Source organism: Aeromonas sp. R4-1 (genome assembly GCF_040908325.1).
Classification (GTDB): Bacteria; Pseudomonadota; Gammaproteobacteria; order Enterobacterales; family Aeromonadaceae; genus Aeromonas; species Aeromonas veronii.
This window is the reverse complement of the sequence record NZ_JBFODM010000060.1, coordinates 72,477-98,674: the sequence shown is the minus strand read 5'-3', so window position 1 is coordinate 98,674 and position 26,198 is coordinate 72,477. Positions and strand designations below refer to the sequence as shown.

Genomic DNA, 26,198 nt, shown 5'->3' with positions numbered 1-26,198 from the left:
ATGGTCATCATCATCGGATTGGGCAAAACCGGGCTCTCCTGTGTCGATTACTTCCTCGGCCGTGGCGTGACGCCACTGGTGATGGATACCCGCGCCAACCCGCCCGGCAAGGATCAACTGCCGCCGGAGGTGGAGCTGATCCACGGGCTCGACGAGGCGCTGCTCAAGCAGGCGCACATGATCGTCGCGAGCCCGGGTATCGCGCTGGCGACCCCCGAACTGAAAGCGGCTGCCGAGTGTGGTGTGCAGATTGTCGGTGATATCGAACTGTTTGTTCGCGAGACCCAGACTCCGGTCATCGCCATCACCGGCTCGAACGGCAAGAGCACCGTCACCACCCTGGTGGGCGAGATGATTGCCGAAGCTGGCCTCAATGTCGGTGTGGGCGGCAATATCGGCACGCCTGCGCTGGAGCTCCTCAAGCAGCCGATGGATCTCTGTGTGCTGGAGCTCTCCAGCTTCCAGCTGGAAACTACTCACAGTTTGCGTGCTGCCGCCTCCGTGGTGCTGAACCTCTCCGAAGATCACATGGATCGTTATCAGGGCATGGCCGACTATCGCGCCGCCAAGATGGAGATCCATCAGCACTCCAAACACATTCTGGTCAATCGCGACGATGCCCAGACCCTGCCCGATGTGGGTCAGGTGTGGCAGAGCTTTGGTCTCGACTGCAATGGCTATGGCCGTTGCCTGCTGGATGGCCGCTACTGGTTGACGTTGCACGGTGAACCACTGCTGGCGGTGGACGAGATGAAGATCGTCGGTGCCCACAATCAGGCCAACGCCCTTGCGGCCATGGCGCTGTGCGATGCGGTCGGTATTCCCCGTGCGGCTCAGCTTACCGTGCTGCGTCGTTTCGAGGGCTTGCCCCATCGTGCCCGCTTCGTGCGGGAGGTGAACGGGGTGCGCTGGATCAACGACTCCAAGGCCACCAACGTGGGGGCCACACTGGCTGCCGTTGCCGGTGTGCGCGAGTCGGTCAAGGGGCGCCTGCTGCTGCTGGCCGGTGGTCAGGGCAAGGGGCAGGATTTTGGCCCGATCCAGGCGCTGTTGGGCAACCAGATCGATCACATGTACTGCTTCGGTCAGGATGCCGAGGTGCTGCTGGCACTGGGCGAGCAGACCGAACGGGTGGACGACCTGGCCGCTGCAGTTGCCAAAGCGGCGGCCGATGCCAAGCCCGGTGACTGGGTGCTGCTGGCGCCAGCCTGTGCCAGCCTCGATCAGTTCAAGTCGTTCGAGGTGCGCGGCGATCGCTTCACCGAGATGGTGCTGGCACTATGAACGCCCTTCGCGCAGCAGCAGGTCTGTTCCAGCGCTGGTTGTTACCGGCGCGTCCTGCCGGTCTCTACGATCGGCAGCTGGTACTGCTGGCGCTCTCCCTGATGGCGGTCGGGGTGGTCATCGTGGCCTCGGCGTCGATTCCCGAGGGGATTGCGCTGGGGGATGACCCCTTCATGTTTGTGAAGCGTCACGCCCTGTTTTTGGTGATGGCACTCGGTATCTCCTGGTTTGTGTTGCAGGTGCCGATGGCGCGCTGGCAACAGCACAACGGCCCCATGCTGCTGCTGGCGATCTTGATGCTGGTGCTGGTGCTGCTGGTGGGCCGCAACGTCAACGGTGCGGTGCGCTGGTTGCCACTCGGTCCCTTCAACCTGCAGCCTGCCGAGTTTGGCAAGCTGGCGCTGTTTGTCTATCTGGCCGGCTATCTGGTGCGGCGCCAGAGTGAAGTGCGTGAAGCCTGGATCGGCTTCCTGAAACCGCTGGCGGTGTTCGGGGTGCTGGCGGTCTTGCTGTTGTTGCAGCCTGACCTGGGTTCCACCGTGGTGATGTTCGTTACCTCGTTCGGCATGCTGTTTCTGGCCGGTGCCCGATTGGGACAGTTTTTGACCCTGATCGGCGCGGGGCTCGGCTCGGTGGTGATGCTGATCATCGTCGAGCCTTACCGGATGCGGCGGGTGACCTCTTTTATGGATCCTTGGGCCGATCCGTTCGGCAGCGGCTACCAGTTGACCCAGTCGCTGATGGCGTTTGGTCGTGGCAGCTGGTTTGGCGAAGGGCTTGGCAACTCTATCCAGAAGATGGAATACCTGCCGGAAGCGCACACCGACTTCGTGTTTGCGATCCTCGGTGAAGAGCTGGGTTACGTCGGGGTGCTGGGCGCCCTGTTCCTGATTTTTGCGCTGGCGGTCAAGGCGCTCAAGCTGGGGCATCGTGCGCTGGTGGCAGAGCGGCTCTATGACGGTTATCTGGCCATCGGCATCGGCATCTGGTTCAGCTTCCAGACCTTCGTCAACGTCGGCGCGGCCAGCGGCATGATGCCAACCAAGGGCTTGACCCTGCCGCTGGTCAGTTACGGTGGTTCCAGTCTCATCATCATGTCGGTGGCGGTGAGCATGTTGATTCGAATCGATTTTGAGTTGCGTCAGGCGACAGCCCAGGCGCGCGTGCGGGAGGTTTAGTGAGCAAGACTCTGTTGGTGATGGCAGGTGGTACCGGTGGGCATGTGTTCCCCGGTCTGGCCGTGGCCGATCGCCTGAAGGCCCAGGGCTGGACTGTCCACTGGCTCGGCACTGCCGACCGGATGGAGGCGGAGCTGGTGCCCGCCCACGGTTATCCCATCTCCTTCATCGATATTCAGGGAGTGCGTGGCAACGGCATCAAGCGACTGCTGGTGGCGCCCTATCGCATCGTCAAATCGATCCTGCAGGCGCGTCAGGTGCTCAAGACCGTTCGCCCTGATGTGGTGCTCGGCATGGGCGGTTTTGCTTCCGGCCCGGGTGGCGTGGCGGCCTGGTTCTCCGGCATCCCGCTGCTGCTCCATGAGCAGAATGCTGCTGCCGGCATGACCAACAAGTTGCTGGCCCGTATCGCCAGGCGGGTTTTGATGGCATTTCCGGGCGCCTTCGCGCCGAGCCGTCGCACCGCCGTGGTCGGTAATCCAGTGCGTCCCGAAGTGGTCGCCCTGCCGGATCCGCAACTGCGCAGCGGGGATGAGCCACTGCATCTGCTGATCGTGGGTGGCAGTCTGGGCGCTCGGGTGCTTAACGAGCAGGTACCTGCTGCGGTGGCAGCATCCGGCGTGCCCATTGAAGTGCGTCACCAGTGTGGCAAGGGCAATGCCGAGACTGTCTCTGCTGCCTATGCCCAGCACGACATCAATGCCGAGGTGAGCGAATTTATCAAGGATATGGCCAGCGCCTACGCCTGGGCCGACCTGGTGGTCTGCCGTGCCGGTGCCCTGACTGTTTCCGAAGTGGCTGCCGCCGGTGTGGCTGCCATTTTCGTGCCGCTGCCCCATGCGGTGGATGATCACCAGACCCGTAACGCCCTGACCCTGGTCGACGGCGGTGCGGCCGAGTTCCTGCCCCAGTCCGAGCTGAATACCGCATCACTGGCGGCGCGTCTGACCTGGCTGGCTGGTCGCAGGGAGACCCTGTTTAACATGGCGAAAGCGGCTCGCCGCGTCGCCATCACCGATGCGGCCGAGCGGGTTGCAGATGAGTGCAAACAGCTTGCAACCGGGCAGCGTGGTAAAGATTGATGAGCAAGGTTGCAGCGGTGACACCGTGCAGCCTTGTACCTGTATGTATTGATGCCGCCGTGCAACTGCGCTTTGACGGCGCATGGCCTGCGGCAGACTAAAGAGACGATTATGACCAAGGTTGAACTGGCAAAACTGCGTACTGTGATCCCCGAAATGCGCCGCGTGCGTCGCATCCACTTTATCGGCATCGGTGGTGCCGGTATGGGCGGGATCGCCGAAGTGCTTGCCAACGAAGGGTATCAGGTAACGGGTTCTGATCTGGCTCGCAACGCCGTAACCGAGCGGTTGGCCGGACTGGGTGCTCACATCTTTGTCGGCCACAGTGCCGAACACGTTGAGGGTGCCAGCGTGGTGGTGGTCTCTACCGCCATCAAGCAGGACAACCCGGAGCTGCTGGCTGCCCGCGAACTGCGGATCCCGGTCGTGCGCCGCGCCGAGATGCTGGCCGAGCTGATGCGTTTCCGCCACGGTATCGCCATTGCCGGTACCCACGGCAAGACCACCACCACCAGTCTGGTGGCGAGCATCTATGCCGAAGCCGACCGCGACCCGACCTTCGTCATCGGTGGCCTGCTCAACAGTGCCGGCACCAATGCCCGACTGGGCAGCAGCCGCTACCTGATCGCCGAGGCGGACGAGAGCGACGCCTCTTTCCTGCATCTGCAGCCGATGGTCTCTATCGTGACCAACATCGAAGCGGATCACATGGATACCTACGGCGGTGATTTCTCCAAGCTGAAGGCCACCTTCATCGAGTTTCTGCACAATCTGCCCTTCTACGGGCTGGCGGTGGTCTGCATCGATGATCCGGTGATCCGTGGCATGTTGCCCGAGATTGCCCGTCCGACCTTGACCTACGGTCTCTCTGACGATGCGGATGTGCAGGTGCTGGATTTTGTCCAGACCACCAACCACAGCTGCTTCCGTGTTCGCCGCAAAGAGGCGGGTGAGCTGCAGGTGACCCTCAATTTGCCGGGTATTCACAACGCATTGAACGCCGCAGCGGCGATAGCTGTCGCGACAGAGGACGGTGTCAGCGATGAGGCCATCATCTCTGCTCTGGCCAAATTTGAAGGGGTCGGTCGTCGCTTCCAGCAGTATGGCGAGTTTGAAACCGGTCGCGGCAAGGCGATGCTGGTGGACGATTACGGTCACCACCCGAGCGAAGTGAAGGTCACCATCAACGCCGCCCGCGCCGGTTGGCCCGAGAAGCGTCTGGTGATGGTGTTCCAGCCGCACCGTTATACCCGCACCCGCGACCTCTACGAGGACTTCGCCGATGTGCTCTCCAAGGTAGACGTGCTGGTGATGTTGGAGGTTTATGCTGCCGGTGAGGAGCCGATCCCCGGCGCTGATGGACGGGCACTGTGCCGCTCCATTCGCTCGCGTGGCAACCTGGAACCCATCTTCGTCGCCACGCCAGATGACGTGCCAGCCGTGCTGGCCGACCTGATCGGCGAGGGGGATTTGGTTCTGACTCAAGGCGCCGGGAACGTCGGGGCACTGGCCCGTCGTCTCGGAGAGATGAAATTGAGCATAGATAGCATGAAATCTGGCGCCTGAGGGCCCAATGAGTATTTTGACCGCCAAGCCGGGGCCTATATAATGGCGAACCGGTCTGTCAAAGGCCGGTTTAGCGCGTTACACGGGGATCGATCGGGTGGAGGCAAGGGCACAGGGGCGCACCAAGGGTGGCTTCATCGCAGGGGTAGCATTTTTCCTGCTGGTGATATGGGGCTGCTACCGGACGGCGCTGGATGTTAAAGGTTGGCTGACAGATGCCAACCGGTTGCCCATGAGCGAGCTGTTGCTGCAGGGGCAACACCAGTATTTGCAAACCGAAGAGCTGCGGATGGCCGTGCTGGATGGCGCCGAGCTGCGCAACTTCTTCGAATTGGACGTCAACGAATTGCAGGCAAGGCTCAACGCCCTGCCATGGGTAGCCTCGGTCTCGGTACGAAAGAAGTGGCCGAACAAGATCAAGATCTACCTCACGGAACAAGATGTGGCGGCGCGCTGGAATGGCAACCGCTTCGTCAACACCAAGGGCAAGGTATTCAGTGCCCCGGATCGGGTCAAGACGCCGCTGTTGCAGCTGTCAGGGCCGGATGACCAGGCCGCCCGGGTGTTGAAAGAGAGTCGGCAGTACGAGTCGCAACTGGCTGCCAAGGGATACAAGTTGCTGGGGGTGAATCTGACTCCCCGCCATGCCTGGGAACTGACCCTGGATGGCAATATCAAGCTGTTCCTGGGACGCAATGACATTGCGCTCCGGTTGCAGCGGTTTATCGATGCCTTCCCGGTTATCGAACCCCGTGCGCAAGTCGCCTACGTGGATCTTCGATACGACACCGGAATGGCAGTTGGCTGGAAGAAGAGCGAAGAGAAAGTGCATGACCAACACCGCAGATAGGAATTTGATTGTCGGACTGGATATCGGCACAACCAAGGTGGCGGTTCTGGTCGGGGAAGTATTGCCGGACGGTGAACTGAACGTCATCGGTATGGGCAGTCACGCTTCTCGCGGAATGGAGAAGGGCGGGGTCAATGACCTCGACTCCGTGGTCAAGTCACTGCGCCGCGCGGTGGAAGAGGCCGAGATGATGGCAGACTGCCAGATCAGCTCGGTCTATCTGGGGTTGTCCGGCAAGCATATCGACTGCCGCAACGAGACCGGTATGGTGCCCATCTCCGATGAAGAGGTGACCCAGGAGGATGTGGACAACGTGATCCACACCGCCAAGTCGGTTCGCCTCTCCGACGAGCTGCGCGTGCTGCATGTGCTGCCTCAGGAGTTTGCCATCGATTATCAGGAAGGGATCAAGAATCCGGTCGGCCTCTCCGGTGTGCGGATGGCAGCCAAGGTTCACCTGATCACTTGCCACAACGACATGGCTCGCAACATTGAGAAGTGTGTGGAGAAGGTCGGTTTGCGCGTGGATCAACTGATCTTCTCCGCGCTGGCCTCAAGCTATGCCGTGTTGACCGAAGACGAGAAAGAGCTGGGTGTCTGCGTGGTGGACATCGGTGGCGGCACCATGGATATGTCGCTGTTTACCGGCGGTGCCCTGCGCCACACCAAGGTGATCCCGTACGCTGGCAGCACTGTGACCAGCGACATCGCCTACGCCTTCGGCACGCCGCCGCTCGACGCGGAAGCGATCAAGGTGCGCTACGGTTGCGCCCTCGGTCGTCTGGTCAGCAAGGAAGACAATATTGAAGTACCCAGTGTCGGCGGTCGCCCGGCGCGCAGCCTGCAACGGCAGACACTGGCTGAAGTGATTGAGCCCCGTTACACCGAGTTGCTCTCCATGGTGAATGATGAGCTGGTGCGGGTACAAAGCGAGTTGAAAGCGCAGGGGGTCAAGCATCAGCTGGCAGCCGGTGTGGTCTTGACCGGCGGCGCTGCCCAGATTGAAGGCATTGTGGAGTGTGCAGAGCAGATCTTCCAGAGCCAGGTCCGGGTGGGAGAGCCCATGAACATACGTGGTTTGAGTGATTACGTGCAGGCACCGGTGTACTCGACTGCGGTCGGGTTGCTGCAATATGGCCGCACCCATCAAGCCACAGGTAGCAACAAAGAATATGCCGCCAAGGCAAGCGTCGGTGGCCTGGTCAAACGGGTTAGCAACTGGCTGCGTGGCGAGTTCTAAGAATTTTGCTGAGTCAGGCAAATAAAGCGGAGAGACAACATGTTTGAATTTATGGATAGCCACACTGACGAAGCCGTCATTAAAGTGATCGGTGTAGGTGGCGGCGGCGGTAACGCTGTCGAACACATGGTTCGTCAAAATATTGAGGGTGTTGAGTTCATTACCGTCAACACCGACGCCCAGGCACTGCGTAACTCCAGCGCCAACACTACCCTGCAGATCGGCGGTGGCATCACCAAGGGTCTGGGTGCCGGCGCTAATCCGGAAGTGGGTCGTGATGCGGCCATGGAAGATCGCGAAGCACTGCGTGAGCTGCTGACCGGTTCCGACATGGTGTTCATCGCCGCCGGTATGGGTGGTGGTACCGGTACCGGTGCTGCGCCGATCGTGGCCGAAGTGGCGCGCGAGATGGGCATCCTGACCGTTGCTGTGGTCACCAAGCCGTTCTCCTTCGAAGGGAAGAAGCGGATGGGCTTCGCCGCGCACGGTATCGAAGAGCTCTCCAAGAACGTCGACTCCCTGATCACCATCCCCAACGACAAGTTGCTGAAGGTGCTGGGTCGCGGTATCTCCTTGCTGGATGCCTTCAAGGCGGCCAACGATGTACTGCTTGGCGCGGTACAGGGCATTGCCGAGCTGATCACCCGCCCGGGCTTGATCAACGTCGACTTCGCGGACGTGCGTACCGTAATGCGCGAAATGGGTACTGCCATGATGGGTACCGGTTCCGCCTCTGGTGATGACCGTGCCGAGGAAGCGGCCGAGAAAGCCATCTCCAGCCCGCTGCTGGAAGACGTGGATCTGGCCGGTGCCCGTGGCATCCTGGTCAACATCACCGCCGGTATGGACATGACCATCGAAGAGTTCGAAACCGTGGGTAATGCGGTCAAGGCCTTCGCTTCCGAGAATGCCACTGTAGTTGTGGGTACCGTAATCGATCCGGAAATGCACGACGAACTGCGTGTGACCGTGGTTGCTACCGGTATCGGTGCCGAGCGCAAGCCGGACATCACGCTAGTCAAGAGCAGCCAGGTGCAAGAGCGCCCGGTGCGTCAGCCGCTGGTCAGCGACATGATGCAAGGCCGAGTGATGGACGAAGCCCCGGCCAAGGTGGTCAACGCCGAGCCGCAAGCTCGTCGTGAACCGGATTACCTGGATATTCCGGCGTTCCTGCGCAAGCAAGCTGACTAAGCCTCTTATGGCTCTCGTTTGTTTGTTGTTCAAGGAATGTGCTAAGATGGCCTGCCAACGACCATCTGGTCCGGATTTTAAGCTGTTTAGGGTACACCCATGATTAGACAAAGAACCTTGAAAACGAGTGTACAGGCGACTGGTGTCGGCCTGCATTCGGGCCGGAAAGTCACCATGACGTTCCGTCCGGCGCCTGTGAACACAGGGATCGTTTACTTGCGTACCGACCTGAATCCTGTGGTGGAGCTGCCAGCCAATGCCGATCAGGTGCGCGATACCGTGCTCTGTACCGCTCTGGTCAACGAAGCCGGTGTCCGTGTCTCTACCATTGAGCACCTCTCTGCCGCGCTGGCCGGGATGGGGATCGACAACCTCTACGTCGAGGTTGACGCGCCCGAGATCCCGGTGATGGATGGCAGTGCGCATCCCTTTATCTACCTGCTGCAGGAAGTCGGGATCCGTGAGCAGAATGCGGCCAAGCAGTTTGTGCGGATCAAGAAGAGCATCCGGGTTGAAGACGGCGACAAGTGGGCGGAATTCCACCCTTATCGCAACGGCTTCAAGATGGATCTCGAGATCGATTTCCAGCATCCGGTCTTTGAAGGGCGCAACCAGCGTTGTGTGCTGGATTTCTCCGGTGCCTCCTTCGTGAAAGAGATCAGCCGTGCCCGTACCTTCGGGTTCATGCGTGATATCGAGTACCTGCGTTCCCAGAACCTGGCGCTGGGCGGAAGCCTGGAAAACGCCGTGGTACTGGACGACTATCGGGTGCTGAACGAAGACGGTTTGCGTTATGAGGACGAGTTCGTCAAGCATAAGATGCTGGACGCGATCGGTGACCTCTATATGTGTAACCGCAGCATCATCGGTGAGTTCCGTGCCTACAAGACCGGACATGCCCTGAACAACAAGCTACTACGTGCCTTGCTGGCCGAGCAGGAGGCTTGGGAACTGGTGACCTTCGAGGGTGAGGGCGACAAAGCGCCTATCGCTTACTACGATAACGGTCTGGTTCTGGCCTGATAGCTGTGCAACGGAACGTCGGTCCTCTCTCCGCACCGACGTTCCGTCATTTATTTACTCCATCCTTTAATACCGATTATCTCCCGGTTTTATTTCCCGTGCAGGCTCCTGGCCGCACCTGACCGAGCAGACTGATTTCTATGAGCATTACCCTGATCCTCCACGGCAAGCAGCGACGCAAGTTGCACCTGCCCAAACAACGTCTGGCTTGGGTCGGCGGTATTCTCTTCTCCCTGTTGGCCCTTGGTGGTGGTTGGCTCTGGCAGAGTTGGCACCAAAAAATGGAGGCGCTGGAAGTGGCGCTTGCCGTTGCCGAGCAACAGTCCGTCGACCAGAGTGGCGACGAAGCCCGTGAACAGTTGGCAATGCTGGCTGCTCAGGTGGGCACCATGCAGGGCCAGCTTGGCCGTCTCAATGCCCTCGGCGAACGATTGACCGAGCAGGCCGATCTCGATCCCGACGAGTTCAATTTCAAAGAGCTGCCCCCCATGGGCGGCCCTTCTTATGATGAAGAGCTGGAAGTGAGCCTCAACGAGCTGCAAGCCTCGATGAAACATCTCAGCCAGCAGCTCAGCAGCCGTGAAGAGCAGCTGTCAGTACTTGAATCTTTCATCATGAATCACCATATCACCGATGCCGGTTTTATTTCCGGCACGCCAGTCAAACAGGAGCGAGTTTGGGTCTCGTCCGGGTTTGGTGGACGGGTCGATCCGTTCAACGGGCGTGCCAAGATGCACAAAGGGGTCGATTTCCGTGGCAAACCTGGAACCCCGATTCTGGCCACCGGGCCCGGCATTGTCAGCTGGGCGGGCCGTCATCCGGAATTTGGCAATATGGTGGAGATTAATCACGGCAATGGCCTGGTCACCCGCTATGCCCACAACTCCAAGTTGCTGGTCGAGGTGGGCACCCTGGTTGATCAGGGTCAGAAGATTGCCTTGATGGGACGCACCGGTCGCGCGACCGGGGTCCATCTGCATTACGAAGTGTTGAAAGATGGTCGTCAGGTCAACCCCGCACGCTTTCTCAGTGCCAGACGGGGTTAGGTTTTTTTCTTCAGGTTCCAGTGACGGAACGCTTTTATAACCAGAAATAGTTGGTACCCATGATTAGCACACTGCTTACCAAGATTATCGGCAGCCGGAACGACAGAACGCTCAAGGCTTTGCGCAAAATTGTAAAACAGATCAATGCCATGGAGCCGCAGTTCGAGGCTCTCTCCGATGCCGAGTTGCAGGCCAAAACGGCTGAATATCGTCAGCGTATCGAGCAGGGTGAGACCCTGGAGCAGTTGTTGCCGGAAGCGTTCGCGACCGTGCGTGAAGCCTCCAAGCGGGTGTTTGGCATGCGCCACTTCGACGTGCAGCTGATCGGCGGCATGGTGCTGAACTCCAACCGTATCGCGGAAATGAAGACTGGTGAAGGTAAGACTCTTACTGCGACTCTGCCAGCTTACCTGAACGCACTAAGTGGCCGTGGTGTGCACGTGGTAACGGTGAACGACTATCTGGCCAAGCGTGATGCGGAGGCGAACCGCCCGCTGTTCGCCTTCCTCGGCATGACCGTCGATTGCAACGTGCCTGGTATGGATGCGTCCCAGAAGCGTGACGCCTACGCTGCCGACATCACCTACGGTACCAACAACGAATTCGGTTTTGACTACCTGCGCGACAACATGGCGTTCTCGCCGGAGCAGCGCGTGCAGCGTCCGCTCAACTACGCGCTGGTGGACGAAGTCGACTCGGTGCTTATCGATGAAGCCCGTACTCCGCTCATCATCTCCGGCCCGGCCGAAGACAGCTCAGAGCTCTATATCCGCGTCAACAAGCTGATCCCGCTGCTGGTCAAGCAGGACAAGGAAGATACCGAAGAGTACACCGGCGACGGTCACTACACAGTAGACGAGAAGAACCGTCAGGCCCTGCTGACCGAAAACGGCCAGATCTTCGTGGAAGAGCTGCTCAAGAAAGAGGGGCTGCTGGACGAGAACGATTCCCTGTTCTCCGCCTCCAACATCAGCCTGCTGCACCACGTCAATGCGGGTCTGCGTGCTCACACTCTGTTCGAGCGCAACGTGGACTACATCGTCCAGAAAGACGAGATCGTCATCGTTGACGAGCACACCGGCCGTACCATGCCGGGTCGTCGCTGGTCCGATGGTCTGCATCAGGCCGTTGAAGCGAAGGAAGGGGTGAAGATCCAGAACGAGAACCAGACGCTGGCATCCATCACCTTCCAGAACTACTTCCGCCTCTACAACAAGCTGGCAGGGATGACCGGTACTGCTGATACCGAAGCCTTTGAATTCCAGCAGATTTATGGCCTGGATACCGTGGTTATCCCGACCAACAAGCCAATGGTGCGCAAGGACATGGGCGATCTGGTCTACCTGACCGCCAATGAGAAGTATGCCGCCATCATCGAAGATATCCGTCAGTGTGTGACCAAGGGCCAGCCTGTACTGGTTGGTACTGTCTCTATCGAGAACTCCGAGCTGCTATCCAGCATCCTGACCAAGGAGAAGATCCCGCACAAGGTGCTGAACGCCAAGTTCCACGCCATGGAAGCGGAGATCGTCGCCCAGGCCGGTCAGACAGGTGCGGTGACCATCGCCACCAACATGGCCGGTCGTGGTACCGACATCGTGTTGGGCGGCAACTGGCAGGCAGAGATTGCCAAGCTGGAGAACCCGACCAGCGAGCAGATTGCCGAGCTGAAAGCCGCCTGGCAGGTGCGTCACGATGCGGTGCTGGCCGCCGGTGGCCTGCACATTATCGGCACCGAGCGTCACGAATCCCGTCGTATCGATAACCAGCTGCGCGGCCGTTCCGGTCGTCAGGGTGACCCGGGCTCCTCCCGTTTCTACCTCTCCATGGAAGATACCCTGATGCGGATCTTCGCCTCCGATCGCGTGACCGGCATGATGAAGAAGCTGGGCATGGAAGAGGGCGAAGCCATCGAGCACCCGTGGGTCACCAAGGCGATCGAAAACGCCCAGCGCAAGGTGGAAGGTCGCAACTTCGACATCCGCAAGAGCTTGCTGGAGTTTGATGACGTTGCCAATGACCAGCGCAAGGTGGTCTACGAGCAGCGCAATGAGCTGCTGGATACCAACGACATCTCCGAGACCATCCACGTTATCCGTGACGATGTCTACGGCGCGGTGATCGACGAGTACATCCCGCCCCAGTCTCTGGAAGAGATGTGGGACGTGCCGGGTCTGGAAGCGCGCCTGAAGGCAGACTTCGCGCTGGATCTGCCGCTGCAGCAGTGGCTGGCGGAAGATGACAAGCTGTATGAAGAGAAGCTGCGCGAGCGCATTCTGGACGAAGCCACCAAGCTCTATGCCCACAAGGAGGAGCTGGTTGGCAAAGAGGTGCTGCGCAACTTCGAGAAGGCAGTGATGCTGCAAACTCTGGATGGTCTCTGGAAAGAGCATCTGGCGGCCATGGATCACCTGCGTCAGGGCATCCATCTGCGCGGTTACGCCCAGAAGAACCCCAAGCAGGAGTACAAGCGCGAATCCTTCGATCTGTTCACCCAGATGCTGGAAACCCTCAAGCGCGACGTGGTCAGCATCCTGAGCCGTGTTCAGGTGCAGGAGCGCGATGTGGAAGCGATGGAAGAGCAGCAGCGCCAGCAGGCGGAAGCCGCTCCCCGCACCTATACCCATGCCGCCGCTGAGAGCCAGCTGGCCGATGAACAGGCCGCAGGTGAAGAGGGGCACACTACCTTCGTACGTGACGAGCAGAAGGTCGGTCGCAACGATCCCTGCCCGTGCGGTTCCGGCAAGAAGTACAAGCACTGCCACGGCCAGTTGACCTGATCGACGCTATGCCATAACAGGCGGGCCAAGTGCCCGCCTTGTTTTTGCCAGAGGGTGGCAAAGTCACTAGGGTGGCGCCACTTGACGGAAAGAAATCGGATATCAGGCATCATCGGTCGCTCACCCAGCCGGAGGTTGGGCTCATCGAACGGCACGATCATGTATCGCGTGTAAAGGTAGCAAGATGGAACAGAAAAAACGGATCTGGGTGGCGGTTGGCGTCATCGAGAATGAACGGGGCGATATCTTCATCGCCAGACGCTCCTCCGATCGCCATCAGGGAGATCGCTGGGAGTTTCCCGGTGGCAAGGTGGAGTCGGGCGAGGATCTGCTCACCGCGCTGGATCGGGAGCTGTGGGAAGAGATCGGCATCCGGGTATTGGATTGTGCCCCCTTTATGGAACTGCAGCACGATTACCCCGAGAAGCAGGTGTTGCTGGATATCTGGAAGGTGACCCGTTTCAGCGGCGAGCCGTTCGGAAAAGAGGGGCAGGAGTGTCTGTGGGTGCCGGTGGCAGAGCTGCACAACTACCACTTCCCCGATGCCAATGGCCCGATTGTAGCGCGGCTACAGGGTCTGCTGGCTTGAGCCGGTAGCAATCAACAAGCATGAAAAAAGGGCCAATCGGCCCTTTTTTCATATTGCAGAGGTGCGTGACCAGGGGCTTACAGCCACTGATCGCCCTCTTCCTGCTCCGGCAGCAGATCCGGGTTGATCGCCCCCGGGATCCGCTTCTCTTCATCGGCCCATTCGCCGAGATCGATCAGCTGGCAGCGCTTGCTGCAGAAGGGGCGGAACGGACTCTGCGGGCCCCATTCCACTTCGCTCTGACAGGTCGGGCACTTTACCTTGGTGACCATAAACCCTCCTTAGCAGCAGGCGAGCTGGAACGGCACGTCGCCAATCGGCTGTTCTGCGGTGGGCAGAAAGCGCAGGGCGAAGCGGTTCTTGTGGCCGCTCAGGGTCGGGTAGCAGAACAGATTGCCCGGCAGCTTGATGCGGATCAGCTCGGCGCTCTCGGCGGTGTCCTGGAAGAAACCGTTGCTGGCAACCTGCTCACTGAAGCTGCCTGATTCACGCCACAGGCGCAGCAGCAGGGTGATGGCATTCATCAGCAGGTTAATGTCGCTCAGCCAGCCTTGCATCTGCTGGTGACGGGTGATGGCCGGGGTACCGAGCCAGTGGTGCAGCTGCGGCACATCGAAGGCACACAGGCCACCCGGGATGGAGAAACGCTGGCGAATGGAGCCGAGCAGACGATCCTCTTTCAGGCGGGCACCCGGGCGTGGCGAGTTGAGCAGGTTGCGGGAGAGCTGGCTGCTCTCTTGCTGCATCAGTTTGATCTGCTCCAGATCGACATCGGGCAGGCTGGCCCAGTGGCTCAGACGCTGGCCGAGACGCTCCAGATCCTTGATGAGGTCGGCGCGCAGGTCACCACGCTCCAGCAACTCCTGCAGATCGAACAGCCCCTTGAAGAAGGCGATATGTGCCCAGGATTGTTCACTCTCCAGATTGTCGCGGATCTGGGAAAACAGGGACTCCAGACGAAGATAGGTCCGGCTTTTTTCATTGAGGGGGAAATCGTAAATCATGCCTAATCCTGGCCAGCCATAAACCGGCCTAGTGTACTCACACTTGGCGGCCTTGTTGAGAGGCAATTGCCAGATATGTCTCGTGCAGCGCCAAAATCCGCGTTTTAATCGCCATTTCGCTGCCATTGTGGTTTTCGATGACATCATCCGCCGCCGCGAGGCGCTCTGTCCGGCTCGCCTGAGCGGCGATGATGGCCCGGGCCTGCTCGGCCGATACCCCATCCCGACGGCAGGTGCGCTCAATCTGGGTGGCTTCATCCACATCGACCACCAAAACACGGTTGGCGAGGCCAGTGAGTTTGTTCTCCACCAGCAGCGGCACCACCAGCAGGCAGTAAGGAGAACTGGCTGCGGCACACTGGCGCAGCATTTCGCTGCGAATCCGCGGGTGGAGCAGGGCATTGAGCCACTCCTTGGCCTGTGGATCGCTGAAGACCCGCTCGCGCAGGGCACGACGGTCGAGTTGACCGCTCGGAGCAATCACATCTGGGCCAAAATGGTTGGCGATGGCGGCAAGGGCCGGGGTACCCGGCTCGACCACTTCGCGGGCGATCACATCGGCATCCACCACCTCGATACCCAGCGCGGCAAACTGATTGGCGATAGTGGTCTTGCCGCTGCCGATACCACCTGTGATAGCAACTACATACATGGGGGCCTCTTGCTCAAAGCAGGGTAGAGAGATACCAGCGGGTGATGGTATCGCCCCATAGCAGGGCGATCCAGCCCGCGATGGCGAGGTAGGGGCCGAAGGGAATGGGCTTGCCCTGATGATGTTTTTGCAAGGCGATCAGGCTGATGCCGATCACGGCACCGACCAAAGATGAGAGCAGCAGAATTATGGGCAGAGCCTGCCAACCGAGCCAGGCGCCCAGCGCCGCCAGCAGCTTGAAGTCGCCATAGCCCATCCCTTCTTTGCCGGTGAGCAGCTTGAAGGCCCAGTAGAGGCTCCAGAGCACCAGATAGCCCGCCATGGCACCGATCACGGCATCCGCCAGCGGCACGAAGCCACTTGCCAGGTTGAACAGCAGCCCGCCCCACAACAGTGGCAGGGTGAGCTGGTCGGGCAGCAACATCTTGTCGAGATCGATAAAGGTGAGGGCGACCAGCACCCAGGTCAGCAACAGGGCGGCCAACGTACCCCAGCCCGGCGTTATGACCATGGCTACGGCCACCGAGAGCAGTGCGGTCAGCAGCTCTACCAGCGGATAGCGGGCCGAGATGGGGGCCTGACAGTCGCGGCAACGCCCTTTGAGCCAGAGCCAGCTCAGCAACGGGATGTTCTCCAGCGCAGTGATGGCGTGGCCACAATGAGGGCATGCGGAGCGGGGGACCATCAGGTTGTAGCGCTCTGGCGCAGTAGCCTCCTCATCGGGGGAAAAGTAGCCGTGATATTCGGCCTGCCACTCCCGCTCCAGCATGATGGGCAAGCGGTGGATCACTACGTTAAGGAAGCTGCCGATCATCAGGGAGAAGAGAAAAACCAGTGAGAAGTAGAGCCAGGGCAAGCTGTGAGCCAGCTCGAGAAGAAGTGTCATAACCAACCGTCAGTTATTGGATGAGGGGGAGGGCATGGTTGTGGTGCCATGCCCTGATAAATCAGCCTACCACGTCGCCAAGCTTGAAGATGGGCAGGTACATGGCGATAACCATGCCGCCGACCAGCACCCCGAGCACCACCATGATGAGGGGTTCCAGCAGGCTGGTGAGGCCATCGACCAAGTCATCCACCTCCTGTTCGAAGATGGTGGCGACCTTGGAGAGCATATCATCGATGGCGCCGGACTCCTCACCGATCATCACCATCTGGATCACCATGTCGGGGAAGAGATCGACGGTGCGCATCGCCACGTTGATCTGCATGCCCGCCACCACCTCGTTGCGGATCGCCATGACCGCGGTGCGATAGACATAGTTACCCGAGGCCCCTGCTGCCGAAATCAGCGCATCCACCAGCGGAATACCGGCGGAGAAGGTGGTCGACAGGGTGCGAGCAAAGCGAGCCATCGCCGCCTTGTGCAGGATCATTCCGACCACCGGAATGGTGAGGACGAACTTGTCGGTATTGTCTTTCACCTTCTGGGAGGCCCGCCAAGCCCGCACATAGAGGAAGATGCCAAGGGCGGTGCCACCAAAGAAGACATACCACCAGTTCTGCATAAAGCGGGAGATGCCGATAACAAACTGGGTGAACACCGGCAGCTCGGCACCGAAGCTCTTGAAGATATCCTCGAACTGTGGAATGACGAACAGCAGCAGGATGGAGGTGACCACGATGGCGACCAGAATGACCATGGTGGGGTAGAACATCGCCTTCTTGATCTTCGACTTGAGCGCTTCCGACTTTTCCCGATAGGTGGCGATACGGTCGTAGATGGTTTCCAGCGCACCGGATTGCTCACCGGCTTCCACCAGATCGCAGTAGAGATCGTCAAAGTAGAGGGGATGGCGACGCAGCGCCTCCGACATGGGGGTACCGGTCTCCACATCGGCGGCAATCTGCCCCATCAGCTCGCGCATCGAGGCTTTCTCGTGACTGCGGGCGATGATCTGCAGGCTCTGCACCAGTGGTACACCGGCGGAGAGCATGGTGGTGATCTGGCGTGAGACGATGGCGATATCCATCGGTTTGATCTTGGCGCCGCCCTTGGAGAAGAGCCCCTGGGATTTCTTGGCTACCTTGGTGACGTTGACCCCCTGCTTGCGTAGTTCGGTCTTGACGGTGTTGATGCTGTCGGCCTGCAGCTCGCCGGAGACCTTCTGCCCCTTGCGGTTTACCCCGTGCCAGCGGAAGGCGAAGACTTTCTTGGGGGCATTGTTCTTTTTCGTTAGGGTTGCCATCTTTGCATCCTGCAATGGGGTTGGTTGTCAGAGCCTAGCTCTGCACGTCACCAACCTGGTCAAGGTGCCCGACTGGCTTGATGCCTGCGGGGTACTGATAGGGTGGGTGGTACCTTCTTGGCGCCAGCCCGGTCACTTGAATATCTGATTACTCCGTTGTCCTGACTATCGTCCGTCCCGTATTCGTGAACGACCGATAGGCTCTGCCAACCAAACCGGCGGGTCGTTCCGCACACGGATCAGTTGGTGGTGACCCGGTTGACCTCGGCCAGACTGGTGACCCCGAGCCGGGCCTTCTCCAGTCCCGAGGTGCGCAGGGTACGCATCCCTTCCTTCTGGGCGATAGCGGCGATTTGCAGGGAGTTGGCCCCTTGCATGATCAATTTGGCGATGTTCTCCGACATCAACATGATTTCGTAGATGCCGACCCGCCCCTTGTAGCCGCCGGAACACTCCTTGCAACCGACCGGTTTGAACAGTCGCAGCCCCGCCGCCAACTGCTGCGGCGTAAAGCCCAGCTCCAGCAGTTCTGCTTCCGGCACAACTTCCGGTGCCTTGCAGTGGTCGCACAGTTTACGGGCCAGCCGCTGGGCCATGATCAGGGTCACCGAGGAGGCGATGTTGAAAGCCGGAACCCCCATGTTCATCATCCGGGTCAGGGTCTCGGCGGCGGAGTTGGTATGCAGGGTGGAGAGCACCAGGTGGCCGGTCTGGGCCGCCTTGATGGCGATCTCGGCGGTTTCGAGATCGCGAATTTCCCCCACCATCACTACATCCGGATCTTGCCGCAGGAAGGAGCGCAGGGCGCTGGCGAAGGTGAGCCCCGCCTTGGGGTTGACCTGCACCTGGTTGACGCCGGGCAGGTTGATCTCTACCGGGTCTTCTGCGGTGGAGATATTCACCTCGGTGGTGTTGAGAATATTGAGGCCGGTATAGAGCGAGACCGTTTTGCCCGAGCCGGTGGGGCCGGTCACCAGGATCATTCCCTGTGGCTTGGAGAGGGCGCGCAGGTACTGTGCCTTCTGCCGGTCATCAAAGCCGAGTTGCTCGATATTGAGGCGTGCCGCCGAGGAGTCGAGCAGACGGATAACGATCTTCTCCCCCCACATGGTGGGCAGGGTGTTGACCCGCATATCCATCGACTTGTTGCGCGACAGCTTCAGCTTGATGCGGCCATCCTGCGGTAGCCGCCGTTCGGCAATATCGAGTCGTGCCATCACCTTGAGGCGGGCGGAGAAGCGGTTGGAGAGGTTGACCGGCGGCGTAGCAATTTCATGCAGAATGCCATCGATGCGAAAGCGCACCCGATACTTGAACTCATAGGGCTCGAAGTGCAGGTCGGAGGCACCGCGCTTGATGGCATCCATCAGGATCTTGTTGATGTACTTGACTATGGGGGCATCGTCATCAGCGGTATTGACACTCTCGTCCAGCCGGCTGTTTTCGTCGGAGACCTCGAGATCCGAAATCTCGGACTCGTCGATATCCTCCATGCCGAGGGCGTCATTTTCGCTCTCCAGCAGTTTGCCGATGGCGGCGGTGAGCTTGTTCTCCTCCACCAGCAGCGCTTCGGTATGAAGACCGAAGCTGAAGCCAAAGTCCTCCAACGCCGAGACATTGGTCGGGTCCGACATGGCGATATAGAGGGTGTGGCCCTGGGTGTAGATGGGCAGGACGTGGTGTTTCTCAATCAGCTTCTGATTGAGGTACTTCTGCGGGATCTCGGCCAAATCGAAGGCGGCAAGATCCAGCAGAGGTACCCCATACTCCAGCTCGCAAAAATCGGCGAGCGCCTTGCTGTCAAGGATCTCGTTTTCTATCAGAAATGTCACAAAGGGTTTGCGCTGGGCCTTGGCCTGGCTTAGATAGCGCTGGGAATCCTCTTCACTGATCAGTGAAGAGGCGGCCAGGCTTAACGCCAGGCCGCTATTGGGACTAGAGGTCATGTATTAGCAGAGATTTGCAGGGCTGCAGACAGCGTTCCAACTAATCTTGGTGCCTGTTACAGTACCGGTCATGGTATAGGTACCAGGTGCTCCAGAGGTTGTACCAGTAGCGATAATAGTCGGGGAAGAGCCTGAGACGCTAGCAACAACGCTCTGTACAACTCCGCTCGGATATGCACCACTTACAGTGGCATTGGCAGCGGTTCCGCAGGTTTTAACGTCAGTAGCTGTTTGATAACACACTTCCATAGATGTTTTTACTGCACCGGTCGCTGATATAACTTCTGTAAAGCGAGCTTTCTGGGTGTAACTCTGATAAGCCGGCAGCGCGACTGCCGCCAAAATGGCCACGATTGCGACCACGATCATCAGTTCAATAAGGGTAAAACCCGATTGTTTCTTCATTTCAAATGTCCTTTTATCCTTGGTTCCTGGGAAGTGTCGGTAGAAAATCGTCCGAACGTCAGTATCTTATCCGAGCTGTCAGGGGTGGCAACAGAGATTGCTGCCTTTGTTAACCACTTTCATGTCATTTACCAAAAACTTGATGCGAGTCATAAAATAAGTGGCTTCCTATGACTCCTTGTTACGGGTGAAAGCGGGTCCGTCATTACACTCCTTTGCTGAGGGATCCTGCATAAAGAAAAGGCGCCCATGGCGCCTTTTGCAAGTTGTTTATCCGGTTAGGTCGAGTATTTGCTCAGGCCTGCGGGGTGAATCTCACTGCTGGATAAAGCGCATGGAGAGATCGAGCGCCCGTACATGCTTGGTCAGCGCCCCGACAGAGATAAAATCGACACCGGTGGCGGCAAACTCGGCCAGAGTATCCAGCGTCACATTACCGGAGACTTCGAGCTTGGCGCGGCCCTGATTGATGGCGACCGCTTCCCGCATCATGGCAACATCGAAGTTGTCCAGCATCACGATATCGGCCTTTGCCGCCAGCGCCTGCTCCAGCTCTGCCAGCGATTCGACCTCCACTTCTACCGGTTTGCCCGGATTGAGATGGCGAGCCTCATTAATCGCCTCGGCAATGCCGCCACAGGCGAGGATATGGTTCTCTTTGATGAGATAGGCGTCATAGAGCCCGATGCGGTGGTTTTTGCCGCCGCCACAGGTGACCGCGTACTTCTGGGCCGTGCGCAGCCCCGGGATGGTTTTGCGGGTGTCGAGCAGGCGGCAGTCCGTGCCCTCCAGCTCTGCCACATAGCGTGCGGTGAGGGTGGCGACGCCGGAGAGGGTCTGGACAAAGTTCAGCGCATTGCGTTCGCCGGTCAGCAGCAGGCGGGCGGGGCCGTGGAGGCGGAACAGCTCCTGATTGGGGGAGAGCACTTCCCCATCCTGCACCTTCCACTCCACCTTTACGTCGCCGCCGAGTTGTACGAACACCTCGTCGACCCATGGCTGACCGCAGAACACACCGGCCTCACGGGTGATGACCCGGGCGCTGGAGATCCGATCTGCCGGGATCAGTTGGGCGGTGATATCGGCGCTGGCGTCCGGTTGGTCCAGCGTGGTGAGGGCATCGCCCAGATCTTCGAGTAGTGCGGCGCGCACGGCGCGGCTGACATCCTGTTGAAACATGCCTTATTCCTGCAAGGGTCTGAGCAGCAGTTGCCGCTCCTTTTGAACCAGCTCCAGCCGACCGAGGGCGTTCATGCCAACCAGCACTTCGTCACCGTCTGCCACCGGATTGATAAAGATGGCCAGATCGTACAAGGTCAATGGCCCCATCGCCAGCGTTTCGATGGTGCCGTTGCCAACCCGGATCTGCCCTGCGGCGGTATTGACCTGGCTGCTGCCATGAGCGGTCAGGCCGAGTCGCTCGGCAACCTGCTGCGGGATGGTGATGCGGGTGGCGCCGGTATCGAGCAGCAGTTGCACCGGCTGGCCGTTGATGGCACCCTCCAGACGATAGTGGCCGCTCTGGTCGGCCCGCAGCAACAGCTCGCCGCTGGCGGTGACGCTTGGTTGGTTGCGGGAGTGAAAATAGAGGGTCAGCAGGCCCATCAAAGAGAGCCAGGCCAGTAACCACATCCAGCGTGCCGTGTGCTGCATACCCCATCCATATCGAGCGGAAGATGACTCAGCCTAACATACCATTTCCCTTGGATTCAGTGAGTTGGTGCCGGATTGCCTATCAGGTATCTTCGTTTTCTCGCCATTTATCAGCCAACTCGAGTAGCCGATGACTCAACTCGCTTCGCAACCTTGTTTCTCTATCGATGCCGCTGGCTGGTGCCAGCAGGCGCGTCGGGTGCCTTCTCCCCATCACAACGAACGGGCCGCCCCGGACGATATCTCCCTGCTGGTGGTGCATGGCATCAGCCTGCCGCCGGGGGAGTTTGGTGGCCCCTTTATCGACGATCTCTTTATGGGACGACTCGACCCCGAGGCTCACCCCTATTTTGCCGGTATCCATCAGTTGCGGGTCTCGGCCCACTGCCTGATCCGCCGTGATGGCGAGCTGGTGCAGTATGTGCCGTTCGGCGCGCGTGCCTGGCATGCAGGTGTCTCGAGTTGGCAGGGTAGGGAGGCGTGCAATGACTTCTCCATTGGCATCGAGCTGGAAGGGACTGACGAAACCCCCTATACCGAGGCTCAATACCGGGCACTGGCAGGGCTCACCCGAGCCATTTCAGAATGCTATCCGGCCATCACCCGCGAAAAAATTGTCGGCCATTGCGACATCGCGCCGGGGCGCAAGACGGATCCCGGAGCCAGTTTCCAGTGGGATTACTACCGGCAACTACTAAACAGCTAAAGTAAATATTCAAATTTATTTTGGATTTTAAAATCAATGGCTTGCCTATCTGGCAGGCCATTTTTGTCTCTGGTTGCGCAAATGTTATTTGTGAGCGTGGTCAAGAATATTGGTCAGACCATTTTCTATGAGCTAAATCATGTTTTCCCTGCTTTACCCCTTAAGTGGTGGGGTTGATTCTTGACTCAGATCATCTTTTGAGTGGACTTTTCAAAAGGCCTCTGCTAATTTTCGCCCCATCCATGAAATTGGTAATACCAATTTAACAAAGTAGCCTCATGCCCTATCGCAAGATTACGCAACCCAAGTTGGCCGACTCCATTGTCGCCGAGCTGGAACAGATGATTCTGGAAGGCAGCCTGCAGCCGGGGCAGAAATTGCCTCCCGAGCGGGAACTCGCCATCCAGTTTCAGGTATCGCGCCCCTCCTTGCGCGAAGCCATCCAGCGACTGGAAGCGCGCGGATTGCTTTATCGCCGTCAGGGCGGCGGCACTTATGTGCAGAATGCCCTGAGCAAGGGGATCGCGGATCCTCTGTTCGAACTGCTCAGTACCCACCCGGAAGCCCAGTATGACCTGCTGGAGTTTCGCCACGCGCTGGAAGGCATCTGTGCCTACTACGCGGCCTTGCGGGGAACCGGGTCTGATTTCGAGCGTATTCGTCAGGTGCAAACCACCATCGAAGAGGCGGGCCAGCTGGGCTCGCTGGTGGCCGAGTCGGCAGCCGTGACCCAGTTCTATCTGGCGGTGGCCGAGGCGTCCCACAACGTGGTGCTGCTGCACCTGCTGCGGGCCATGAGCCCGATGCTCGAACAGAACATTCTGCAGAATAACGAGATTTTGAATCGCCGCCCGGGAGTGGTAGCCAAGATACGTCGCCATCGCGCGAATCTGATCGAGGCTATTCTTTCGGGGGCTCCGGAGCGGGCCAGAACAGCTTGTCATGAGCATCTGGCCTTTATCGAGGACACCTTGTTGGATATGCAGAGGGAAGACAGCCGGATCCAGCGATCCATGCGTCGGATCCGTCAGCAGGAAAACTAATCCCACAAGGCTCTATTGTCGAATGCTTGCGCCCTTCGCCGTGCAATGCCGTGCAATCACAACAACATAGGAACCAGCCATGTCTGATATCCTGAAGAACGATGTGGACCCGATAGAAACGCTGGAGTGGCTTGCCTCTCTGGAATCCCTGCTGCGTGAAGAGGGTCCGCAACGCGCTCAGTTCATCCTTGAACAGTTGGCCGAGAAAGCCCGCGTAAGCGGTGTGGACGTGGCTGCCAAGGCAAATCGCGATTACATCAACACCATCCCGTCCAGCGACGAGCCGGATTACCCGGGTGACTTGGAGATGGAACGCCGCATTCGCGCCATCATCCGCTGGAACGCCATGATGATCGTGCTACGCGCGTCCAAGAAAGACCTGGACCTGGGTGGTCACATGTCTTCCTTCGCTTCTTCTGCGACCATCTATGATGTCTGCTTCAACCACTTCTTCCGTGCTCGCAATGAGAAGGATGGTGGCGATCTGGTTTACTTCCAGGGTCACATCTCCCCGGGTATCTATGCTCGCGCCTTTGCTGAAGGTCGTCTGACCGAAGAGCAGCTGGACAACTTCCGTCAGGAAGTGGACGGCAAGGGTATCCCTTCCTATCCGCACCCGAAACTGATGCCGGACTTCTGGCAGTTCCCGACCGTATCCATGGGTCTGGGCCCCATCGCCGCCATCTATCAGGCTCGCTTCCTGAAGTACCTGACCGACCGTGGCATCAAGGATTGCTCCGAGCAGACCGTTTACGCCTTCTTGGGTGACGGCGAGATGGACGAGCCGGAAGCCAAGGGTGCCCTGACTGTTGCCGTGCGTGAAAAGCTCGACAACCTGGTGTTTGTGGTTAACTGCAACCTGCAGCGTCTGGATGGTCCGGTTGTCGGTAACGGCAAGGTCATCAACGAGCTGGAAGGCCTGTTCGCCGGCGCCGGCTGGGATGTCACCAAGGTCATCTGGGGTCGCAAGTGGGATGAGCTGCTGAAGAAAGACACTTCCGGCAAGCTGATCCAGCTGATGAACGAGACCGTGGACGGTGACTACCAGACCATGAAGTCCCGCGACGGTGGCTACATCCGCGAGCACTTCTTCAACCGTTATCCGGAAACTGCCGCGCTGGTCAAAGACATGACCGACGAGGAGATCTTCGCTCTGAACCGCGGTGGTCACGATCCTCGCAAACTGTTCGCCGCGTTCAACAAGGCGACCCAGACCAAGGGCAAGCCGACCGTTATTCTGGCCAAGACCATCAAGGGTTACGGCATGGGTGAAGCGGCTGAAGGCAAGAACATCGCTCACCAGGTCAAGAAGATGGAGCTGGACTCCGTGCGTCACCTGCGTGACCGCTTCAACCTGCCGGTGGCCGACGAGCAGCTGGCCGATCTGCCGTACCTGAAGATCGAAGCCGGTTCTGCCGAGCACAAATACCTGCACGACCGTCGCACCGCCCTGAAAGGCTATGTGCCGACCCGTCTGCGCGAAAGCACCACCAAGCTGGAAATCCCGGCACTGGATGCCTTCGGCCCGCTGCTGGGTGAGCAGGCGCGCGAAATCTCCACCACCATGGCGTTCGTGCGTTCCCTGAACGTGATGCTGAAAGACAAGTCCATCGGCAAGCGCATCGTTCCGATCCTCGCTGACGAAGCCCGTACCTTCGGTATGGAAGGTCTGTTCCGCCAGATCGGTATCTACAGCCCGCACGGTCAGCAGTACACCCCGCAAGACCGCGACATCGTCTCCTACTACAAGGAAGACAAGCAGGGTCAGGTTCTGCAAGACGGTATCAACGAGCTGGGCGCCATGTCCTCCTGGCTGGCTGCTGCGACCTCTTACAGCACCAACGATTGCCCGATGATCCCGTTCTACATCTACTACTCCATGTTCGGCTTCCAGCGGATCGGCGACATGGCGTGGGCAGCCGGTGACCAGCAAGCCCGTGGCTTCCTGCTGGGTGCAACCTCCGGTCGTACTACCCTGAACGGCGAAGGTCTGCAGCACGAAGATGGTCACAGCCACATCCTGGCGAACACCATCCCGAACTGCATCTCCTACGACCCGTCCTACGCCTATGAAGTGGCGGTGATCGTACAGGACGGCCTGCGCCGCATGTACGGTGAGAACCCGGAGAACGTGTTCTACTACATCACCACCCTGAACGAGAACTATGCCATGCCGGCCATGCCGGAAGGCGCCGAGGAAGGCATCCGCAAGGGTATCTACAAGCTGGAATCCGTCGCCGGTGCCAAGGCGAAAGTTCAGCTGCTGGGTTGTGGTTCCATCCTGGGTCACGTACGCAAGGCTGCCCAGATCCTGGCCAGCGAGTACGGCATCGGTTCCGATGTGTTCAGCGTCACCTCCTTCAACGAGCTGGCTCGTGACGGTCAGGACGCGGATCGCTGGAACATGCTGCACCCGACTGCCGAAGCTCGCGTACCGTACATCGCTCAGGTACTGGGTTCCGAAGCCACCATCGCTGCGACCGACTACATGAAGTCCTTCGCCGATCAGGTTCGCGCCTTCGTTCCGACCGAGAACTACCGCGTGCTGGGTACCGACGGTTACGGCCGTTCCGACAGCCGTGCCAACCTGCGTCGTCACTTCGAAGTGAACGAGTTCTACGTGGTGGTTGCTGCTCTGACCGAACTGGCCAAGCGCGGCGAGGTAGACAAGCAGGTTGTGGCCGACGCCATCGCCAAGTACGGCATCGATGCCGACAAGGTCAACCCGCTGTACGCGTAAGTGGATCAAGGGTCGCGCCGTATGACGGCGC

23 protein-coding genes are annotated in these 26,198 nt (G+C 59.2%); 14 read left to right on the top strand and 9 right to left on the bottom strand.

Features of this window, described 5'->3' with window-relative positions:
- The 11 genes from murD to mutT all read left to right on the top strand — a co-directional run bounded on the left by murD (position 1) and on the right by mutT (position 13,829).
- Positions 1-1,284: a UDP-N-acetylmuramoyl-L-alanine--D-glutamate ligase gene (gene murD, locus AB5Y90_RS09985; protein ID WP_368166846.1), complete on the top strand. Its 1,284-nt coding sequence runs from the start codon at positions 1-3 to the stop codon at positions 1,282-1,284.
- Positions 1,281-2,462, top strand: a complete 1,182-nt coding sequence (ftsW, locus tag AB5Y90_RS09980) for a cell division protein FtsW (RefSeq protein ID WP_005336154.1) — start codon at positions 1,281-1,283, stop codon at positions 2,460-2,462. The genes murD and ftsW overlap by 4 nt, the downstream gene beginning before the upstream one ends.
- On the top strand, positions 2,462-3,544 hold the full coding sequence (gene murG, locus AB5Y90_RS09975; protein WP_128834326.1) for an undecaprenyldiphospho-muramoylpentapeptide beta-N-acetylglucosaminyltransferase: 1,083 nt from the start codon (positions 2,462-2,464) through the stop codon (positions 3,542-3,544). The genes ftsW and murG overlap by 1 nt, the downstream gene beginning before the upstream one ends.
- Positions 3,545-3,655: 111 nt before the next feature.
- Positions 3,656-5,110 (top strand): UDP-N-acetylmuramate--L-alanine ligase, encoded by a 1,455-nt coding sequence (murC, locus tag AB5Y90_RS09970; RefSeq protein ID WP_005336150.1) that lies wholly within the window; start codon positions 3,656-3,658, stop codon positions 5,108-5,110.
- 97 nt (positions 5,111-5,207) lie between these two features.
- Complete coding sequence (locus tag AB5Y90_RS09965) at positions 5,208-5,960, top strand: cell division protein FtsQ/DivIB (protein ID WP_005336149.1); 753 nt, start codon at positions 5,208-5,210, stop codon at positions 5,958-5,960.
- A complete protein-coding gene (gene ftsA / locus AB5Y90_RS09960; protein WP_005336148.1) occupies positions 5,941-7,200 on the top strand; it encodes a cell division protein FtsA in 1,260 nt (419 codons plus the stop codon). The genes AB5Y90_RS09965 and ftsA overlap by 20 nt, the downstream gene beginning before the upstream one ends.
- 39 nt (positions 7,201-7,239) lie before the next feature.
- Complete coding sequence (gene ftsZ / locus AB5Y90_RS09955) at positions 7,240-8,391, top strand: cell division protein FtsZ (RefSeq protein WP_005336147.1); 1,152 nt, start codon at positions 7,240-7,242, stop codon at positions 8,389-8,391.
- 99 nt (positions 8,392-8,490) lie between these two features.
- Positions 8,491-9,414, top strand: coding sequence for a UDP-3-O-acyl-N-acetylglucosamine deacetylase (lpxC, locus tag AB5Y90_RS09950; RefSeq protein WP_005336146.1), 924 nt, complete (start codon positions 8,491-8,493; stop codon positions 9,412-9,414).
- 140 nt (positions 9,415-9,554) lie between these two features.
- Positions 9,555-10,460, top strand: a complete 906-nt coding sequence (locus AB5Y90_RS09945; protein ID WP_005355107.1) for a M23 family metallopeptidase — start codon at positions 9,555-9,557, stop codon at positions 10,458-10,460.
- Between the two features lie 59 nt (positions 10,461-10,519).
- Positions 10,520-13,240: a preprotein translocase subunit SecA gene (gene secA / locus AB5Y90_RS09940; RefSeq protein ID WP_368166845.1), complete on the top strand. Its 2,721-nt coding sequence runs from the start codon at positions 10,520-10,522 to the stop codon at positions 13,238-13,240.
- A gap of 184 nt (positions 13,241-13,424) precedes the next feature.
- Positions 13,425-13,829 (top strand): 8-oxo-dGTP diphosphatase MutT, encoded by a 405-nt coding sequence (gene mutT, locus AB5Y90_RS09935; protein WP_019444787.1) that lies wholly within the window; start codon positions 13,425-13,427, stop codon positions 13,827-13,829.
- A 77-nt stretch (positions 13,830-13,906) separates the two neighbouring features.
- Here the strand turns inward: mutT and yacG are convergent, their stop codons facing one another.
- The 9 genes from yacG to AB5Y90_RS09890 all read right to left on the bottom strand — a co-directional run bounded on the left by yacG (position 13,907) and on the right by AB5Y90_RS09890 (position 21,678).
- Entirely contained in the window at positions 13,907-14,101 is a 195-nt protein-coding gene (gene yacG, locus AB5Y90_RS09930; RefSeq protein WP_151286533.1) for a DNA gyrase inhibitor YacG, read from the bottom strand.
- A gap of 9 nt (positions 14,102-14,110) precedes the next feature.
- A complete protein-coding gene (gene zapD / locus AB5Y90_RS09925) occupies positions 14,111-14,833 on the bottom strand; it encodes a cell division protein ZapD (protein WP_005336141.1) in 723 nt (240 codons plus the stop codon).
- A gap of 37 nt (positions 14,834-14,870) precedes the next feature.
- Positions 14,871-15,485 carry a dephospho-CoA kinase gene (gene coaE / locus AB5Y90_RS09920; protein WP_151286534.1) on the bottom strand — a complete coding sequence of 205 codons (615 nt, stop codon included), beginning with the start codon at positions 15,483-15,485 and terminating at the stop codon, positions 14,871-14,873.
- A 13-nt stretch (positions 15,486-15,498) separates the two neighbouring features.
- A complete protein-coding gene (locus AB5Y90_RS09915; RefSeq protein ID WP_151286535.1) occupies positions 15,499-16,371 on the bottom strand; it encodes an A24 family peptidase in 873 nt (290 codons plus the stop codon).
- A 61-nt stretch (positions 16,372-16,432) separates the two neighbouring features.
- Complete coding sequence (locus AB5Y90_RS09910; RefSeq protein WP_005336136.1) at positions 16,433-17,674, bottom strand: type II secretion system F family protein; 1,242 nt, start codon at positions 17,672-17,674, stop codon at positions 16,433-16,435.
- Positions 17,675-17,913: 239 nt separating this feature from the next.
- Entirely contained in the window at positions 17,914-19,620 is a 1,707-nt protein-coding gene (gene tapB / locus AB5Y90_RS09905) for a PilB family type IVa pilus assembly ATPase TapB (protein ID WP_005336134.1), read from the bottom strand.
- A gap of 3 nt (positions 19,621-19,623) precedes the next feature.
- Positions 19,624-20,025 (bottom strand): prepilin-type N-terminal cleavage/methylation domain-containing protein, encoded by a 402-nt coding sequence (locus AB5Y90_RS09900; RefSeq protein WP_368166844.1) that lies wholly within the window; start codon positions 20,023-20,025, stop codon positions 19,624-19,626.
- 315 nt (positions 20,026-20,340) lie between these two features.
- The gene (gene nadC, locus AB5Y90_RS09895; RefSeq protein WP_368166843.1) at positions 20,341-21,204 is read right to left on the bottom strand and encodes a carboxylating nicotinate-nucleotide diphosphorylase; all 864 of its coding nucleotides are present in this window, start codon (positions 21,202-21,204) and stop codon (positions 20,341-20,343) included.
- 3 nt (positions 21,205-21,207) lie between these two features.
- Positions 21,208-21,678, bottom strand: a complete 471-nt coding sequence (locus AB5Y90_RS09890; protein WP_158113353.1) for a TIGR02281 family clan AA aspartic protease — start codon at positions 21,676-21,678, stop codon at positions 21,208-21,210.
- Between the two features lie 130 nt (positions 21,679-21,808).
- Here AB5Y90_RS09890 and ampD point away from each other — a divergent pair, with 130 nt between their 5' ends.
- The 3 genes from ampD to aceE all read left to right on the top strand — a co-directional run bounded on the left by ampD (position 21,809) and on the right by aceE (position 26,167).
- Positions 21,809-22,384, top strand: a complete 576-nt coding sequence (gene ampD / locus AB5Y90_RS09885) for a 1,6-anhydro-N-acetylmuramyl-L-alanine amidase AmpD (RefSeq protein ID WP_252412755.1) — start codon at positions 21,809-21,811, stop codon at positions 22,382-22,384.
- A gap of 278 nt (positions 22,385-22,662) precedes the next feature.
- Positions 22,663-23,427: a pyruvate dehydrogenase complex transcriptional repressor PdhR gene (gene pdhR, locus AB5Y90_RS09880; RefSeq protein WP_005336127.1), complete on the top strand. Its 765-nt coding sequence runs from the start codon at positions 22,663-22,665 to the stop codon at positions 23,425-23,427.
- 79 nt (positions 23,428-23,506) lie between these two features.
- Positions 23,507-26,167 (top strand): pyruvate dehydrogenase (acetyl-transferring), homodimeric type, encoded by a 2,661-nt coding sequence (gene aceE, locus AB5Y90_RS09875; RefSeq protein ID WP_005355086.1) that lies wholly within the window; start codon positions 23,507-23,509, stop codon positions 26,165-26,167.
- Positions 26,168-26,198: the final 31 nt, after the last annotated feature.

Bases quoted from the DNA above. Each gene is read 5' to 3' on its own strand.
- secA (WP_368166845.1), top strand. From the start codon at position 10,520: ATGATTAGCACACTGCTTACCAAGATTATCGGCAGCCGGAACGACAGA.
- yacG (WP_151286533.1), bottom strand. From the start codon at position 14,101: ATGGTCACCAAGGTAAAGTGCCCGACCTGTCAGAGCGAAGTGGAATGG.
- ftsA (WP_005336148.1), top strand. From the start codon at position 5,941: ATGACCAACACCGCAGATAGGAATTTGATTGTCGGACTGGATATCGGC.
- mutT (WP_019444787.1), top strand. From the start codon at position 13,425: ATGGAACAGAAAAAACGGATCTGGGTGGCGGTTGGCGTCATCGAGAAT.
- murD (WP_368166846.1), top strand. From the start codon at position 1: ATGGTCATCATCATCGGATTGGGCAAAACCGGGCTCTCCTGTGTCGAT.
- AB5Y90_RS09945 (WP_005355107.1), top strand. From the start codon at position 9,555: ATGAGCATTACCCTGATCCTCCACGGCAAGCAGCGACGCAAGTTGCAC.
- AB5Y90_RS09910 (WP_005336136.1), bottom strand. From the start codon at position 17,674: ATGGCAACCCTAACGAAAAAGAACAATGCCCCCAAGAAAGTCTTCGCC.
- ftsW (WP_005336154.1), top strand. From the start codon at position 1,281: ATGAACGCCCTTCGCGCAGCAGCAGGTCTGTTCCAGCGCTGGTTGTTA.
- zapD (WP_005336141.1), bottom strand. From the start codon at position 14,833: ATGATTTACGATTTCCCCCTCAATGAAAAAAGCCGGACCTATCTTCGT.
- aceE (WP_005355086.1), top strand. From the start codon at position 23,507: ATGTCTGATATCCTGAAGAACGATGTGGACCCGATAGAAACGCTGGAG.
- AB5Y90_RS09900 (WP_368166844.1), bottom strand. From the start codon at position 20,025: ATGAAGAAACAATCGGGTTTTACCCTTATTGAACTGATGATCGTGGTC.
- murC (WP_005336150.1), top strand. From the start codon at position 3,656: ATGACCAAGGTTGAACTGGCAAAACTGCGTACTGTGATCCCCGAAATG.
- ftsZ (WP_005336147.1), top strand. From the start codon at position 7,240: ATGTTTGAATTTATGGATAGCCACACTGACGAAGCCGTCATTAAAGTG.
- AB5Y90_RS09915 (WP_151286535.1), bottom strand. From the start codon at position 16,371: ATGACACTTCTTCTCGAGCTGGCTCACAGCTTGCCCTGGCTCTACTTC.
- tapB (WP_005336134.1), bottom strand. From the start codon at position 19,620: ATGACCTCTAGTCCCAATAGCGGCCTGGCGTTAAGCCTGGCCGCCTCT.
- pdhR (WP_005336127.1), top strand. From the start codon at position 22,663: ATGCCCTATCGCAAGATTACGCAACCCAAGTTGGCCGACTCCATTGTC.
- ampD (WP_252412755.1), top strand. From the start codon at position 21,809: ATGACTCAACTCGCTTCGCAACCTTGTTTCTCTATCGATGCCGCTGGC.
- coaE (WP_151286534.1), bottom strand. From the start codon at position 15,485: ATGTATGTAGTTGCTATCACAGGTGGTATCGGCAGCGGCAAGACCACT.
- AB5Y90_RS09890 (WP_158113353.1), bottom strand. From the start codon at position 21,678: ATGCAGCACACGGCACGCTGGATGTGGTTACTGGCCTGGCTCTCTTTG.
- nadC (WP_368166843.1), bottom strand. From the start codon at position 21,204: ATGTTTCAACAGGATGTCAGCCGCGCCGTGCGCGCCGCACTACTCGAA.
- lpxC (WP_005336146.1), top strand. From the start codon at position 8,491: ATGATTAGACAAAGAACCTTGAAAACGAGTGTACAGGCGACTGGTGTC.